The 15,809-nt window shown below is 71.4% G+C and carries 12 protein-coding genes and 1 pseudogene; 2 read left to right on the forward strand and 11 right to left on the reverse strand.

Annotated elements, in window-relative coordinates; all coding sequences use genetic code 11:
* The 5 genes from K7C98_RS36715 to K7C98_RS36735 form a co-directional block, all read right to left on the reverse strand.
* Window positions 1-1,300, reverse strand: a 1,300-nt coding sequence (locus K7C98_RS36715; protein WP_224196544.1) for a M20/M25/M40 family metallo-hydrolase, incomplete at its 3' end; no start/stop codon positions are given.
* Between the two features lie 179 nt (window positions 1,301-1,479).
* The gene (locus K7C98_RS36720) at window positions 1,480-1,932 is read right to left on the reverse strand and encodes an RNA recognition motif domain-containing protein (protein ID WP_224196545.1); all 453 of its coding nucleotides are present in this window, start codon (window positions 1,930-1,932) and stop codon (window positions 1,480-1,482) included.
* A gap of 333 nt (window positions 1,933-2,265) precedes the next feature.
* Window positions 2,266-3,867, reverse strand: a complete 1,602-nt coding sequence (locus K7C98_RS36725; RefSeq protein ID WP_224196546.1) for an FAD-binding oxidoreductase — start codon at window positions 3,865-3,867, stop codon at window positions 2,266-2,268.
* A 78-nt stretch (window positions 3,868-3,945) separates the two neighbouring features.
* Entirely contained in the window at window positions 3,946-4,686 is a 741-nt protein-coding gene (locus K7C98_RS36730; protein ID WP_224196547.1) for an alpha/beta hydrolase-fold protein, read from the reverse strand.
* Between the two features lie 199 nt (window positions 4,687-4,885).
* On the reverse strand, window positions 4,886-5,998 hold the full coding sequence (locus K7C98_RS36735) for a hypothetical protein (protein ID WP_224196548.1): 1,113 nt from the start codon (window positions 5,996-5,998) through the stop codon (window positions 4,886-4,888).
* 333 nt (window positions 5,999-6,331) lie between these two features.
* On the opposite strand from K7C98_RS36735, the gene K7C98_RS36740 reads away from it, so the two are divergent.
* The gene (locus tag K7C98_RS36740) at window positions 6,332-7,843 is read left to right on the forward strand and encodes a flavin-containing monooxygenase (protein ID WP_224196549.1); all 1,512 of its coding nucleotides are present in this window, start codon (window positions 6,332-6,334) and stop codon (window positions 7,841-7,843) included.
* Window positions 7,844-7,880: 37 nt separating this feature from the next.
* Here K7C98_RS36740 and K7C98_RS36745 read toward each other — a convergent pair whose 3' ends face one another.
* From K7C98_RS36745 to K7C98_RS36760, 4 genes are all read right to left on the reverse strand, one after another.
* Window positions 7,881-8,075, reverse strand: a complete 195-nt coding sequence (locus K7C98_RS36745; RefSeq protein ID WP_224196550.1) for a DUF3309 family protein — start codon at window positions 8,073-8,075, stop codon at window positions 7,881-7,883.
* Between the two features lie 63 nt (window positions 8,076-8,138).
* Window positions 8,139-8,969: an OmpA family protein gene (locus K7C98_RS36750; protein WP_224196551.1), complete on the reverse strand. Its 831-nt coding sequence runs from the start codon at window positions 8,967-8,969 to the stop codon at window positions 8,139-8,141.
* Between the two features lie 16 nt (window positions 8,970-8,985).
* Window positions 8,986-9,315 (reverse strand): hypothetical protein, encoded by a 330-nt coding sequence (locus K7C98_RS36755; protein WP_224196552.1) that lies wholly within the window; start codon window positions 9,313-9,315, stop codon window positions 8,986-8,988.
* A 137-nt stretch (window positions 9,316-9,452) separates the two neighbouring features.
* Window positions 9,453-10,280, reverse strand: a complete 828-nt coding sequence (locus K7C98_RS36760; RefSeq protein ID WP_224196553.1) for a hypothetical protein — start codon at window positions 10,278-10,280, stop codon at window positions 9,453-9,455.
* Window positions 10,281-10,805: 525 nt separating this feature from the next.
* Between K7C98_RS36760 and K7C98_RS36765 the strand changes: the two genes are divergently transcribed.
* Entirely contained in the window at window positions 10,806-13,226 is a 2,421-nt protein-coding gene (locus K7C98_RS36765; RefSeq protein WP_224196554.1) for an FG-GAP repeat domain-containing protein, read from the forward strand.
* A gap of 60 nt (window positions 13,227-13,286) precedes the next feature.
* On the opposite strand, the gene K7C98_RS36770 is transcribed toward K7C98_RS36765, so the two are convergent.
* Together K7C98_RS36770 and K7C98_RS36775 are read right to left on the reverse strand one after the other, a co-directional pair.
* Window positions 13,287-14,114 carry a hypothetical protein gene (locus K7C98_RS36770; protein WP_224196555.1) on the reverse strand — a complete coding sequence of 276 codons (828 nt, stop codon included), beginning with the start codon at window positions 14,112-14,114 and terminating at the stop codon, window positions 13,287-13,289.
* A gap of 111 nt (window positions 14,115-14,225) precedes the next feature.
* Window positions 14,226-15,809 (reverse strand): annotated as a pseudogene (locus K7C98_RS36775) (hypothetical protein); the annotation flags it as partial.

A 15,809-nucleotide genomic window follows, 5' to 3' on the forward strand; every position in this document is an offset into this window, starting at 1 on the left:
CGAGGGCGAGGCCGCACAGGACCCACAGCAGCCAGGTGATGAGGGTCTGGGCGAGCGGGCCGGCGCGGCGGACGAGCGGGCCGGCGGCGGCGAGGGCGGCGGCGACGCTGGCGGCGGCGAGGGCGAGCACGGCCCACGAGGTCGAGGCGCGCCAGGGACCGAGCGGGCTGGTGGCGGCCTCGGCGATCGCCAGCAGCGCGACCGCGGCGGCGACGGCCGCAAGCACGGCGGCGAACGGCGCGGCGAGGGCCAGCAGGACCGCGCGCACGGACAGCTCGCGGCGGCGGCGGAGCGCGGTGAGGAGCAGCGCGAGCAGGGCGGCGCCGGCCAGCGGGAGGTCGAGCCAGGCGGGCCAGCGCAGCCGCAAGCCCCCGAGCAGGTCGACGTAATGGGCGTTGTGCGGCGAGGGCGGCGGCAGGTCGGCGGCGAGCAGGTTGCGGGCGGTGGCGAGGACGGCGTCGCCCTGCTGCTGCACGCTGCCGAGGTCGAGGTGGGCGAGGTCGTCGCGCGGGGTGTGGTAGCGCAGCACGCCGCCGATGAACGCGAAGTTCATGCCCTGAAGGCCATGTTCCTTGAGGACGGTGAGGTCGGTGTCGTTGGGCAGGCGGCGGTAGACCTCGTACGACAGCGAGAGCGCGGCGGGCCGGCCGCCGAGCGCGGCGATCAGGGCGGCGTTGCCGTCGCTGGTCTCGAACATGCTGGCGGCGCCGGTGGTGCCGCGAGCCTCGAGGTTGAGGGCGACGCCGATCTCGCGGGCCCGCGGGTGCTCGACGAAGGCCCGCATGCCGAGCAGGCCGGCCTCCTCGCCGTCGGTGAAGACGGCGAGCAGCGGCGGACGGCGCGGGACGTCTTGTAAAATGCGGAGGATCTCGAGGGTCGCGGCGACGCCGTGGCCGTCGTCGGCGGCACCGGGGCCGGCGCCGACCGAGTCGTAGTGCGAGGTGATGGCGAGCGCGGGGCCGGGGACCTGTCCCGGGAGCCAGGCGATCACGTTGGTGACGAAGGCACAGCTGCCGCCGTCGCTGCAGGCGAAGGCGCGCTGCTCCTCGGGCTCGAGGCCGAGGCCGCGCAGGCGGGCGAGGAGTCGCGCGCGGACGGCGTCGTTGGCGGCCGAGCCTACCGGGTGCGGGCGCTGGTCGCCGAGCAGCTCGACGAGCTCGGCGTGGGCGCGGGCGGCCGAGAACCGATCTGCCGGGGCGTCGAGCCCTGCCGGCGCAGGCGGCTCGGCGCGGACGAGGGCGAGGACGGCGACGCCGAGGCTGGTCGCAAGGACGACGTGGCGGAGGCGACCCGGAGACACGCCGCAGGATACCGTGGTCCGGGGAGGCGAGATCGCCGAGGCCGGCCCGAGAAGGAGTGGTCGGAGCGACGCCTTCGTGGCGCGGAGGGACTGCGATCGCCGGGGCGCTCGAGCGCGAAACGCGAGCGAGGAGCGGGGCTCCTGCTCGCGTCTCGAGGGTCAAGCGGGCCGGCTGGCGATTACCAGCGACCGCCGCCGCCGCCACCGCGGCCGCCACGGTCGTTGCCGCGGCCACGGCCGCCGCCACCACCACCGCCGCCGCCGAAGCCGCCACGGCCGCCACCACCGCCGCCGCCGCCGAAGCCACCGCGGCCGCCACCGCCACCACCGCCGCCGCCGAACGAGCGGTTACCACCACCACCGCCGCCGCCGCCCGGACGGTCGCGGCGCTCTTCGGCCTCGTTCACGCGGAGCGGGCGGCCGTCGAGCATCTGGCCGTTGAGGGTCTCGGTCGCGCGGCGGGCGGCCTCGTCGTCGGCCATCGCCACGAAGGCGAAGCCGCGGGAGCGGCCGGTCTCGCGGTCGAGGACCAGGCGGATCTCGGCGATCTCGCCGAAGTCCGCGAACACTTGCTGGAGGTCCTCCTCGGTGGTCTGGAAGGACAGGTTACCTACGAACAGTCGGTTGCTCATGTGCGTCGTCTCGTGCGTGCGGCTGGTGGGCGCCTGGCGCCCCTGTACGAGTACACTTCGACCGCCGTGAGAGCCGCGCCACGACGGTCAGCGTCGCCGGAGACAAGGACCGATACAAACTCAGAGACGAGCGTGCAAATGAGCCGAGTGCCAGAAACGTTGGTGCGCGCGTGGGATACCACGAGGTCCGCCGGGGCGCAACGAAGCGCCGGGCGGGGGCCGTGAGTTCTGGCGGCGAACGGCGGTACACCGGTGCGACTCGCGGCTCCCTGCGCGTGAGGGGTCGGCGGGCCCGGCCGTAAACGGCGCTTGAACTCGGGGACGTTTACCCCATTAATCGGCGAGCGTCGTGTCCATCTCGCGCTCCTCGTCGAGGACCGCGAGGACGTCGACCTCGGGCTTGATCTTGTCGTAGAGATCGGGGAAGGCGCCCGACGCGCCGTAGCGGTCGCGGACCTGGCGGTAGAGGCGGAGGTCGAACATGACCTCGAACTCCTCGCGGGTCATGAAGGTGTCGGCGTAGAGGAACGGGAAGCCGCGCACGCCGGCGGTGAAGGCCTCCATGGCCCGCATCGCGTGCACCGTCTTGAACGGCAGGCGGCGCTGGATCGGCCCCGGCACGCCGTAGACGCCGAGGTCGAAGTACATCGCGTAGTCCTTGCCGGGCACGATGTCCTCGGGGAACGGCCGCGGCAGCTGGCCGCCCGCCTCGCCGTGGTCGTACACCCGCGAGGGGTAGAGGAGGATCGGGAACATCTCGAAGCGCTCGTCCACGAGGTCGACCGCGCGCTTCATGGCGCTCATCGGCAGCACGATGTCCTGGAACACCTGCATGGTGAAGGTCATCTTGCGCACCGCGGGCGTGGTCGAGAACTTCAAGAAGGCGATCCGCGGCGGCATCATCCACCCGAGCAGGGCGCGGAACAGCGGGTGGTTGCCCTCGGGGATCATGTGGGCCACCACCCAGAAGATGCTGCGGTTGTGGCGGAGGATGTAGTCCTGCAGCGGGATGTACTCGTCGCCGCCGCGCTCGAGGAAGGTCTCGACGTGCTTGTAGAACCACGGCTTGTACCAGCGGCCGAGGTGGTTGATCTTCCGCCGCGCCGCGGGGTCGGTCGGCTCGTCGGCGAATTCGCCGCACATGATCACGGCGCGGTCCTTGCTGTAGACGGTGGCCTCGAGGAAGTGCGGCGCGTCGTCGGCGTTGGCGAGGCGGTACATCTCGTCGCAGTAGCCCTGCTGCGAGTGGACCGGGACGTAGCGCATGTGCACGTACTTCTTGATCGGGACGACGGCGAGCTCGACGCCGACGAGCAGGCCGAGGGTGCCGTGCGACCAGCCCATGGCGCGGAACAGGTCGGGGTGGCTGTCCTTCGTCACGCGCACGAGGCTGCCGTCGGCGAGCACGACCTCGTAGGCGACGACGGTCTCGAACAGCATGCCGACCTTGTGCGAGTGGGTCGTCATGCCGGCGGCGAGGGCGAGGCCGCCGATGGTGGCGTCGGCGATCTCGAGGTGCACGGCCAGCATGTAGCCGCGCTTGGCCAGGTATCGCATGGCCTGGCCGACGGTCACGAACGGCTCGACCCGGACGGTCCGCGCCGCCTCGTCGAGGCCGAGCACGTCGCGCAGCGCGCCCATGCGCACCTTGTGCCAGGTGTGCTTGGGCTCGAAGCGCGTGGAGAGGTTCATCCACGTGCGCCGGTCGGTGCACATCGGCTTGCGCTCGCTCGCCGGCTGGCTGGCCCAGCGCCGCACCTGCTCCTGGATCTCCCGCACCTTCTCGTCGTGGCGCTCGGGCGCCGCCCCCAGCGCCTCGTGGATCCGCGCGCGCGTGCGCAGCACGGCGTCGAACACGAAGCCGACCGGCAGGCCGACGCCGACCAGCAGCAACGAGCGGTACTTGGTGAGGAGGTCGACGAGCTTCTGGCGCATAGGACAGGTATGGTGGGATAGGGGCGATAGGACAGGCCCTGGGGGCCAGGGCCGGCGGGACAGGTCCGAAGAGACAGGCTAGCCGAGCAGGCGCGGCAGGTGGACGACGGCCTGGCGCTGCCACCAGTCCCATTCGTGCCGCGACTCGCGGCCCCAGATGTCGGTGCGGCTCGGGATGCCCTTGTCCTCCAGCAGCTGGCCGAGGGCGATGGTCTCCTCGATGCAGCCCTCCTCGTAGGCGCCGCGGCCGCACACGAGGGTGAGGTGGGTGTTGCGCCGCAGCCGCTCGAGCGGCTCGCCCTGCAGGCCGGGGACGAACGCCAGCGGGTTGTTGAAGTAGAGGTCGGGGTCGTTGTGGCGGCCGGTCAGCTCGGTGGTGAGGTAGCGGCCGCTCATGCACAGCACCTGGCGGAAGGTCTCCGGGTACTTCAGCGCGAACAGGGCGGCGTAGGTGCCGCCGAGGCTGCAGCCGACGGCCGTCATCGGCGCGGCCGGCCAGCGGCAGTCCTCGCGGATGAACGGCACGAGCGTGTCGAGCACGAAGCCCTCGTAGGCGCGGTGACGCTGCATGCGCGCGGCGATCGTGCTGCTGTTGTCGGTCCAGACCTGAGACACATTGCTCTCGGGACAGTAGAACTTGGCCCGGCCGGCGGCGATCAGCGGGCCCAGGACCTCGAACATGCCCTGACGGTCCCACTCGTGGGCGAAACCCGCCGCGGAGGGGAAGACGATCACGGGCGGGCCGTAATGGCCGTAACACCACAGGTGGACCTTGCGCCCCATGGCAGGGCTCTCGAGCATCAGGTGACGGGATTGCATGCTTGCGGGTGACTCATGATGCCGGCCCCCGTCGCGGTCGCGCAAGGGTCGGCGCCGGGAGGGCGCCACGGGCGGACCAGGGCCGATCCGCAGGGGTCGGGGCCGGTCGGGGGCGGGCCACCGCGGCGACCTGCGCCGCGGCCGAGGCATGTCTCGCAGCCGGAGGCGCGAGGTGGGAGCCGCGGACGGGCGAGAGGACCTAGCCTTCGGGACAGGTCTCGGCGAGGGTGCTGCGGGTGACCGCGGGGTCGCCGGCGGCGAGCACGAAGATGCCGGGGAAACCGGCGGTCTCGAAGCCGTCGCTGGGGTTGTCGCACAGGAGCGAGTCGGTCAGCGCGAGGCTGCCGCTGCGGTCGTTGCTGACGAAGAAGATCGCGCCGCCGCCCTCGTTGGCGTGGTTGTCGCGCACCTCGGTGCCGCACAGCGAGAGGGTGAAGGTGTTGCCGTCGTTGTAGATCGCGCCGCCGCTGCCGCCGCCGGGGGTGCCGGGCTGGGCCGGGTTGGCGCCGTCGCCGATCGCGCGGTTGTACGAGAACCGGCTGTTGATGACGGTGTACGACACGCCGATGCTCGACAGGCCGCCGCCGTTGGAGCACACGTTGCCGAGCTCGGGCGCCCCGCCGAAGGTGCTGTTGACGATGTAGACCGGGCGGTCCTCGAACTGGTCGAACACACGGATCGCGCCGCCGCCGACGTCGGGGCCGACGTCGGCGCAGACGTTGTTGAAGAAGCGGGTGTTGACGGCGCGGAAGCGGCCGCCGCGGACGAAGATCGCGCCGCCGCCGTCTTCCTCGGCCCTGGCGCTGCCGTCGACGAAGGTCAGGTTCTGCACCACGAGCCGCGGGTGGTCCTGGTCGTCGCAGTGATCGGTGGTCCAGCGCTGCGCCTCGTCGCAGGTGTTTTGATAGAGGATCCGGCGCGCGCCCCCGCCGCTGAGCGTCACCTTGCCGCCGCCGTCGATGACGATCTCGGGCCCGGTGTCGTTGAAGATCTTGGCGGTGCGACTCAGGGTGATGACGACCGGCTCGGGGCCGCAGTCGAAGGTGATCACGCCGCCCTGCTCGACCGCGGCGATGAAGGCGTCGCCGGTGCAGCTGGCCGCGGTGCCGTCGCCGACGACGCGGTCGGGGCTGGTGGTGTCGACCGGGCGCGCCTCCTCGGGCACGTCGCAGGCGCCGTCGGGGTTGCCCGCGGGCGGTCCGTCCTCGGGGTCGGTGAGCGGGTTGTCGATCGGGCCGCCGCCGCCGTCGCCTCCGCACGAGGCGAGGGCCAGCAGGAGCGCAGGAGCGAGGCGCGGGTGCCGTCGTCGCATGGACCGACATCGTAACGCCCGCGCCGGGGCGAGAGAGCGCGCGCGACAGGCTGGCGCCTCGGGACGATACGCGTGGACGTGACCTGGGCCGAGGGCCGAGAGCGACGCGCGGGCCGGCGCGGAGGTCTGCGCGCGGGCGAATGGAGTGGGTGAGCCGAGTTGAATGTGCAGAGTATGGTATGATGATTGACGGGCGAATTCGTGCCCGCTCGCGCGACGCGAGCGCGAGGCCGGAGGTGTCACGCCCGCGGCGTGAGCCGGGGCACGGGCGGCAGCGCGGCCGACGAGCGAGGGCCGACGATCCTTCGGTTGCGCCCGAACACTACAAGAGACATGCGTATCGCAATTATCGGTGGCGGAATCTCGGGGATCGCGGCAGCCCGGATGCTGCTGCGATTCGGGCACGAAGTGGTGGTATTCGAGCGCGGCCCGCGACCAGGCGGGGTGTGGGCGGTGGCCTACCCGGGGGTGCGCCTGCAGAACGTGGCCGAACACTATCGCCTGGCCGAATTCCCGTGGCCGTTCGCGCCGGACCTCCACCCGACCCGCGAGCAATTGATGCGCTACATGGAGGCGGCGATCGCCCGCTTCGCCATCGACGTGCGCACCGAGCACGAGGTGCTGACGAGCGAGGCGGTGGACGGCGGCTGGGAGCTCGAGCTGCGCGCACCCGCCGGGACGCGCCGCGAACGCTTCGAATTCGTGGTGATCGCCAATGGCCAGTACACGGGCGCGCCGCAGCGGCCGGAGCTGGCCGATCGCGAGTGTTTTAAAAGGGGGCAGGTGATCTCCGACCGCGAGGTCCGCGACCTGCAGGTGCTGGCGAACAAGCGCGTGGTGGTGATCGGGTTCGGCAAGAGCGCGGTCGACATGGCGAGCTTCGCGGCGGCCCGCGGCTCGCACGTCGACCACGTGTTCCGCGAGCCGCGCTGGCTGATCCCGCGCCACATCCTCGGAGTCCACGGGGCGAACATCCTGTTCATGCGCGCGAGCACGGCGATGATCCCGTCGTGGGTCCACCCGAGCGCGGCCGAGCGGCTGCTGCACACGCGCCTGCGGCCGCTGGTCGCGGCGTTCTGGGCGATGGTCGGCGGACTGGTCCGCACGCAGACCGGGCTGCACCGGTTCTGGCGCGACCCCGCGGTGCGCCGGCGGATGACGGCGCTGATCCCGAGGTCGCCGGTGCCGTTCGAGATGCGCTCGGCCAGCGCGCTGGCCCCCGACGAGTACTTCGCCCAGGTGATCCGCGGGCAGATCGAGCCGCACCGCGGGGAGCCGAGCGGGTTCACCGCGAACGGGCTCCGCCTGACCGACGGCCGCGAGCTGGCGTGCGACCTGGTGATCGTGTCGACGGGGTCGAAGCCGCCGCAATTCCCGTTCCTGCCGGCGCAGTACCGCGAGGCGCTCGAGGCCGAGGCCGACGGGGTGCAGCTGTACCGTCACGTGATTCACCCGCGCGTGCCGCGGATGGCGTTCGCGGGCCACAACCACGGGTTTTTGCACGTGACGGGGGTCGAGGTGGCGATGCTATGGTTGGGAGCACACCTGCGCGGGGACCTCGAGCTGCCGCCGCCGGCGGAGATCGAGCAGCAAATCGCAGCAGTGCAGCGGTGGAAGCGCGAGAACATCCTGTTCGAGCCTTCGCGCGGGTGCGCCACGGCTGTCCGGTTTCATCAATACGTCGACGTGATGCTGGGCGACGTGGGGGTGTCGCCGTACCGCAAGCGCGGCGCGCTGGCCGAACTGTTCGCGCCGTACACGGCCGCCGATTACGCGGGGATCTTCGAGGAGTACGAGCGCAGCCGCGGGGCCGGACCGCGCCGCGCGTCGCCGCTGGCGACCTGAGCCGCCGCGCCGCAGGGCGAACAGACGAGCACGGCGGTCAGCGCGGCGGAGGCGGGGCGCTCCACGGCCACGAGAAAGCGATGAGCTTGAACCACATCAAGCAGAGCACGACCAGCAGGATGAGGCCGATGACGCTGCTCGGGTAGTAACCCCACTTCCGACTGTGCTGATACGCCGGCAGGGTCGCGAAGAGCGTGAGCAGGAGGATGAGGACGAGCCAGAATCCGAGCATGGCGTGTCTCCGGGTCGAGACGTCGGGCGGCGCGCCGCCGGGGCGAGCAGGCCGCCGCGAGCATCACGACGGCGGTGGTTGAATGACGATCTCGACGCGACGATTGTTGGCCCGCCCCTCGGCGGTGGCGTTGCTGGCGACAGGCTGGCTCTCGCCGAGACCGCGGGCCTCGATGCGATCGGGCGCGACCCCGTGGTCGACCAGGAACTCGCGTACGGCCTGCGCTCGCGCCTCCGACAGCTTTTGATTGAAGGCCTCGCTCCCCGACGAATCGGTGTACCCCTCGACGACGAAGGTCGAGCCGGGATCGCCGGCGGTCAGGGCCTCGGCGACCTGACTGAGCCGAGAGGTCGCGGAGGGCAGCAAGGTCGACTTGCCGCTGGCGAACAGGACGCTCCCCGAGAGGGTGACGATCGTGCCGCGCGGCTCGGAGCGGACCGCCGCGATCTCGGCGAGGGCGGCGATCGCCAGCGCGGCGCGGCGCTCGGCCTCGGCCCGCAGCTCCTGCTCCTCGGCCAGCCGGGCCGCGTTGGCGGCGTTCTCCGCCTGCTCGGCCGAGAGGGCCTCGCGCGCCTGCCAGAGCTCCGCGTTCCTGGCGGACTCGACGTAATCGGCGGTGCGACCCATCACCAGGGCGAGCTCCGCCTTGCGCGTGGCGATGTAGGCGCGGTCGCGCGTCTTCGGGGTGTCGCCCTCGACGACGAAGGAACGCTCGGCCCGCACCAGCGACCGGCGCGCCTCGTCGAGCTCCGCCGGGGTCTCCTGCCGGGTCGACGGATCGGCGGCCGCTTTTTGATAGGTCGCCCGGGCCTCGCGGAGCTCCTCCGGAGGCTTGTGGGCGCAGGCGACGAGGGCGAGGGACGCAGCGATGAATGTGAGCGGTCTTGGTGACACGATGACCTCCGCGGGATCAGGGGTTCGGCGCCGTCGCGCCCGGGGTCTTGGCCTGCTCGGCCGCCTGCCGGGCCCTTTGTTCGCGGACGAGGACGATCGCCAGCGCCGCGTCGCTCTCGGCGCGCTGCGCCATGAGCAGGGCCCGCTCGTGCCTGCCGTTGATCAGCAGCGCCTTGGCCCAGGCGACCTCGTGTTGGGCGTAGTCGAGGGCCTTCGCCGCCTGCGGCACCTCCGACGCGCCGAGCTGCTCGGCGGTGTTCACGGTGGCGATCGATTCGGTCACCGCCTGCTTCGCCGGCGCGGTCGCGCATCCGAGGGCGAAGGAGACGATTACAAGGCTGAACATTGGCGCTCTCATGCGTACCTCCGTGGCAGGACTCGACACGGTCCTATATGGCATGAGTGTGGTTGCAATCAACCGGACGCGACGGCTCCGCTGTCCTCGCACCCTCGCCCGGCCGCCGGAAACATCAGGCCGGCCGCTCAGGCCCGCCGCACGTGCTGCCAGCGCAGCGCACAGGCGAGCAGCCAGGCGCAGGCGAATGTCCACAGCAGCCCCTGCTCCAGCAAGATGGCGCCGGCGCGCGGCATCGCGGACTCGGCGGCCGCGGCGGCGACGAAGGCGAGCGCCCGGGCGATGCCCGCGACCCCGGCGGCGCCCCAGATCCACGCCCAGGTGCCTCCCATCTGCAGCGCGGCCCCGGCCAGGACGACGCAGTAGCCGCCGACGAGGGCGCCGACGCTGGCGGCGAGCAGACGAAACGTGATGATGCCGTGGTCGCCGGAGACGGGGTCGACCTGGGCCTGCAAGGCGTAAACCGCGAGCGGCAGCGGGACGACGAAGAAGAGGACCAGGAGATCCCGCGGCCGAGGACGAATGGCGAGACCCGTGCGACGCAGGCCGTGGAGGGTGCGGACGACGCCGACCAGGATGGCGAGGTCGGCGGCGACGTAGAGATAGCGCAGACCGTAGATGAAGGCGTCGGCGAGGGCCGGGCGCTTCAAGATGACCGCAGGGACAGCCGAGAGGTAGAGCATGCCGAGCCGCAGCTCGGCGGCGACGCGCAGGCCGAGGCCGAGGCAGATCGCCGTGCCCGCGCCGCGGGTCGGGTCGTCGCGGCCGAGCGCGCGCCGGCCGGCCAGCGCCGCGGCGAGAGCGAGCAGCTCGACGACCACGGTGGCGATGAAGAGCGCCAGCCGCACGTGGGCGGGCTCGACGTCGCGGAAGAAATCGATCGCGGCCAGCGCCACCGCGGCGAGCCAGATCACGAGGATCGGGGCACGGATCGCGGCGAGTCGGGGCGAGAGCACGCGGATCGAGGGTGCGCCCGGGCCCACGAGGCGGTCAAGTGATCGCGGCGCGCGAGGACGCGCGTCGCGGCGGAGCGAATGTGCGGAGGACGATTGTGATGAGCGGCGGCCCGCGATTGGCGTGACCAGCGACGAGGCGGCGGTCAGGTGTACGCGGAGACGGACGGTTGACTCGCGCGGCGCGGACGTCGACGAGCCGAGACGACCTGTCTCGGAGGACATGCAGGCGACCCGGCGGGTTCACCCGGCCGATTCCGCGTGCGGGCGGGTGCGGCACGAATTGCGGGGCGAGGAGCGCGCGGCGCGGCCACCCCGGCGCTGATTCGACCGCGCGGCGACCGGGGCGAGCACCTCGATGAGGTCGTGCGCACTCGAGGACGGCTCGGTCGCTACACGGCGACGAGCTGCGTGACTCGAACTTCGGCGATCGTTATCGAGCGGCGCACGCGGCGCGAGCGATTGGAGCGAGGCGCAGGCGCAGGCCGGCTTGCTCGCGTCGCGGCGGCGTCTGTACCCTGTGCGTGCATGACAAAGAGTTTGCGGGGCTTCGGCTGGACGACGGCGCTGTGCGGGGCGCTGAGTGGTTGCGGGGACGACGGACGGGTGGACACGGAGGCGGCGTCGTTGTCGAGCGCGCCGACGACCGGCGCGAGCGAGGCGACCGCGACCGGCACCGAGACGACGACGGTGACGCCGACGACGACGGCGACGGAGGGCGGGATGTCCGAGTCGGCCAGCGAGGGCACGCTGGAGCCGACGACGGCGACGAGCGAGGCGACGAGCAGCACCGGCGAGACGACGACCGCCGGGGTGTGCCCGGCCGATTGCGAGGAGAAGGGCGGCGTGTGCATCGGCGCGGAGTGCTGCCCCGACGAGGACCACGCGTGCGGCGACGTGTGCTGCCCGCAGGGCGACATCTGCTCGTTCAACACCTGCGTCACGCCGGGCCAGGAGTGCATCGACGCCAGCGCGTGCGCCGACGACGAGTACTGCGAATACAGCCTCGGCCAGCCGGCGATGATGGGCGGCGACATGATGTGCATGGGCGGGATCATGCCGGCGACCGGGAAGTGCCTGCCGTCGCCGCCGCAGTGCCAGGACGGCCAGGACCCCGGCGACCCGCCGACGTGCCTGGCGAGCTGTCAGTACGTGCCGATGCCGGAGGGCTTCGCGCCGACGGTGAAGTACCACTGGGACGCCGGCACGGTGATGATGACGCCGATCGTGGTGCAGCTCGACGACGACAACTGCGACATGATCGTCGACGAGCGCGACATCCCGGAGATCGCGTTCAGCACGTTCGTCAACGGGGTGTACCAGGGCAACGGGACGATCCGGGTGATCTCGATCGTCGGCGGGCAGATCGTCGAGAAGTGGACCTACAACGCCGGCGACGTCGACCCCATCGCGCCCGGACGCGAGCTCGCCGGCGGCGACATCGACGGCCTGCCCGGCAACGAGCTGGTGGCCTGCTCGACGACCGGCAGGACGCGGGCGTTCACCGGCGACGGCCAGCCGCTGTGGACTTCGACGTACACCGGCGGCTGCTCGTTCGTGTCGATCGCCGACCTCGACCAGGACGGGCTGCCGGAGATCGTGGTGCCGGGCGCGGTGCTCGACGGGGCGACCGGCGCCACCGAGGTGATGCTCGGCGTCGGCGGCCACAACACGCCGGCCGACCTCGACGGCGACGGCCAGCTCGACATCGTCTACGCGCGCGGGGCCTTCAACTCCGCCGGCGGGGTGCTGGCGACGACCGGGCTCGAGGGGGTGTATCCCGCGATCGCCGACCTCGACCTCGACGGCAAGCCGGAGGTCGCGGTGATCGCCAACAACAAGAACAGCGCGACGACGCCGCATCACCTGATCGTGTGGCGCCACGACCCGCAGATGCCGGGCGGCGTGCAGGTCGTCCGCGCGGGCATCGACATCAACGGGGCGCTGTCGCCCGCGCTGTGTTCGGAGGGCTCGGCCGGCAACACCGCCGGCGGCGGGCCGCCGACGATCGCCGACTTCAACGGCGACGGCACGCCCGACGTCGCGGTCGCCGGCGGGGTCGGCTACGCCGTGTTCGACGGCACCAAGCTGATGGATCCGAACGTCGCCGACGCCGACACCTTCATGTGGATCAAGCAGACGCGGGACTGCTCGTCGGCGTCGACCGGCTCGTCGGTGTTCGACTTCGACGGCGACGGCAGCGCGGAGGTCGTCTACTCCGACGAGATCCGCCTCCGCGTCTACCGCGGCAGCGACGGCGAGGAGCTGTGGAGCACCTGCAACACGACCGGCACGCTGCAGGAGTACCCGGTGATCGCCGACGTCGACAGCGACGGCCACGCCGACATCGTCGCGGTGTCGAACAACTACTCGAGCATCAACTGCGACGGGACCAAGCAGACCGGGGTGCGGATCTTCGGCGACAGCGAGGGCCAGTGGGTGCGCACGCGGCGGGTGTGGAACCAGCACTCGTACCACGTCACCAACACCGAGGAGGGCGGCAAGATCCCCGCGATCGAGCCGACCAACTGGACCACCCCGGGCCTCAACAACTTCCGTCAGAACGTCCAGCCCGAGGGCGAGTTCGCGGCGCCCGACCTCATCGTCGACCTGCGCCTGCAGTGTGAGCCCGACCCGTACGGTCTGATCGGGCGCGTGCGCAACATCGGCGAGGCGGCGGTGCCGGACGGGGTGCCGGTGTACTTCTTCGAGGGCGACCCGATGAACGGCGGCGCCCTGCTCGGGTCGGGCGTGACGACGAAGGTGTTGTACCCGGCCGAGGCGGAGGACGTGACGCTGCTGCTGCCGAACGCGCCGCCCGGGGTGCTCGACGGCTCGTCGGTGGTGTGGGTGGTCGTCGACGACGCGATGCCGATGCACGCGTGGCACGAGTGCCGCGTCGACAACAACAGCGCCAGCGGCACCGGCAAGTGCCCGCTGCCGGGCTGACCCGAGAGCGACGAGCGCCGCGGGTGCGGCGCTCGTCTTACCTGCCCCGAAGGACAGCCGTCACTTGACGGTGTAGCAGGTGCCGCGGCCCATGCCGTGGCGCTTGAGCCGGCCGTGCTTGACCAGCTGGCCGATGTGGAAGCGCAGCTTGCGGCGGCCCATCCCGGTCTGCTCCTCGAGGTCCTGCATGGTCGCCTCCTTGAGCTTGCGGACGATCGGGACCAGCAGCTTGGCGGCCTGGTCGAGGTTCATCGCGTCGCTGTCGTCCTGCATCGCCGGGACGTACATCGCGGCCTTCTTGGCGGCCTTCTTGCTGAGCTGCTTCTTGGCGGCGGCGGCGCCCTTCTTGCCGGCGGGCGCGGGCGGGATGATCGGCAGCGCGGTCTGGGTCGGGACGACGCGGCCGCCCTTGGCCGACTTGCCCGGCTTGGCCGGCTTGGTCTCCTTCGCCTCCTTGGCGGCCTTGGCGGCCTTCTTGGCGCCGACCTTGGCCTTGCCACGGCTGGCCTTTGCGACAGGCGGTGGCGCGACGTCCTCCTCGGTCTCGCTGAGGTCGTCGTCGTCCTCCGGCTCCTCGGCGAACAGCTCGCCCTCGTCCTCGTCCGCGCTCTCGAGCTCGCTCTCGTCGTCGCCCTCGCCCGCGTCGGCGACGAGGGCGGCGGGGACACCGGTCGCCTCGCCGCCGAGCAGGGCCTCGGCGAACTCGCCGAGCGACAGCTCGCCCATGGCGTCGCCCCAGCCGAGCTCCTGGGCCGCATCGACGATGTCGCCGAGCGTCGTCGCAGGGTTCAGCTCGCGGGCGATCGTCTCGAGCACTGCCTTGCGTTGCTCGACGACGAGGTGACGACGGTAGCTATCTTCGAAGCCGGTCGAGAGGTTGCGCTGCACGGCGCGGAATCTTGCGCCCGCCCCGGCGCGTCAGCAAGCGCGAACACGTTCCTTTCGCGCCACGCGCCTCGACCCTTGAGGCAGCGATCGGGGTGGGTGCGCTAACCCACATCAACCGGGGCTGAGGACGTTGTTCTCGGCGGGCGCAGCGGACTCAGCAGGAGCGGTCAACTGTCCTTCGACCGGGCCATCGGCGGGCGCGGGCGTGTTGTTCGGCTTGGGGATGTAGCCCTCGAGCGGCGTCTTGCGCGTGCCCTTGATCCGGCCCTCGGTGACGTCGACGGCGATCGGCTGCACGAGCTTGTAGCGGTAGCCGCGGGTCTTGAGCGCGATCTTGAAGGTCTGGTCCTCGTGGACGAATTCGCGGGAAAACCCGAGCTTGATCTGGCCCTCGCGCACGAACTGCCGGTGGCCGAGGATGAACGAGAACAGGCGCACCGCGGACATGTTGTAGAGGCGGTGACAGCCGTGCGAGTAGCGGCGGAGGATCGACATGTAGTCGACGCTGCCGTGGGTGCGGATCGAGTTGTCGAAGTCGGCCTTGAGGGTGCCGTCGGGGTTCTTGATCTCTTTGATGTGATAGGCGGCGACGAGGCCGTAGGCCGAGGTGTAGCTGGGCCCGAACTCGGCGTTGTTGACGACCGTGCGCACGCGGCCGTCCTTCCACTTGCGGCGCACCAGCTCGCGCGGCGGCGTCGTCGCCGGCGGGATCCACACCGGCGCCGCCACGATCTCCTTCCACACGCGCGGACCCACGTCGGAGTCCTTGTATTTGTAGTGCTCGCTGCCGTTGTACATCTCGCTGCGCCACGAGCCGATCGTGGTGCGCCAGTGGATCAGCGGGATCTTCTGGCCCTCGTAGACGGTGTAGACCGTGATGTGCGGGTAGCGCTCGCGCGGCTGGCTGAGGCGCTTGCCGGTGCTGTCGAACGGGAAGTCGTACCAGACGTCGCCGCGGTCGATGACGACCTCGAAGGTCATGTCCTCGAGGTAGTAGTCGGGCCGCGGCGGCAGCTTGACCGCGACCAGCAGGTCGTCGAAGTTGCCGCTCCCGAGCTCGCTGAGCTTGTCGAGCTGGCGGCGCGCGGTCTCGGGGGTGCCGAGGTCGAGCGCGGCGACGGCGGCGTCGACCGACTCGCGCACCACGTCGCGCAGCGGCTGCTCCTCGCCGTGGCGGTCCTTGTAGCGGAACTTGGGCTTCCAGCGGGCGGCGCTGCCGTCCTCGACGATCGCCGCGGCCGAGACGGTGCGCTCCTCGATCACGCGCAGCAGGCGGCGGTGGGCGCTCTCTTCCTGGCTGCGCGCCAGCGCCTCGATGTTCTCGCGCGTGAAGTGGCCCCAGCCCATGATCGCGTGCTTCTTCTCGAACTGCGCCAGCGCGTGCGTGGTCGCCGAGTCGAACTCGCCCCGGGTGTAGGTGCCCTCGCCCTCGGCCGACTGGAACATCTTCTCGCAGCGGAGCCGGCGCTGGGCGTGGTCGACGAGGTCGACCTTGTTCTGCAGCGCGCGCCAGTTGTCGTAGGCCTTGCCGAGCTTCGGGTGGCCCTTGGCCTGCTCGAGGTCGTCGGGGTCGAGCTTGGCCTTCTTGAGGTCCTTCTCGAGCCCGGCCTTGAGGCGCGCGAGCCGGCGGACGTCGCCCATCTTCTTGTTGTTCTCGTAGGCGATGCCGCCGCCGGTCCAGGCGCGCAGGACCTC

Source organism: Nannocystis pusilla (assembly GCF_020073745.1).
Lineage (GTDB): Bacteria > Myxococcota_A > Polyangia > Nannocystales > Nannocystaceae > Nannocystis > Nannocystis radixulma.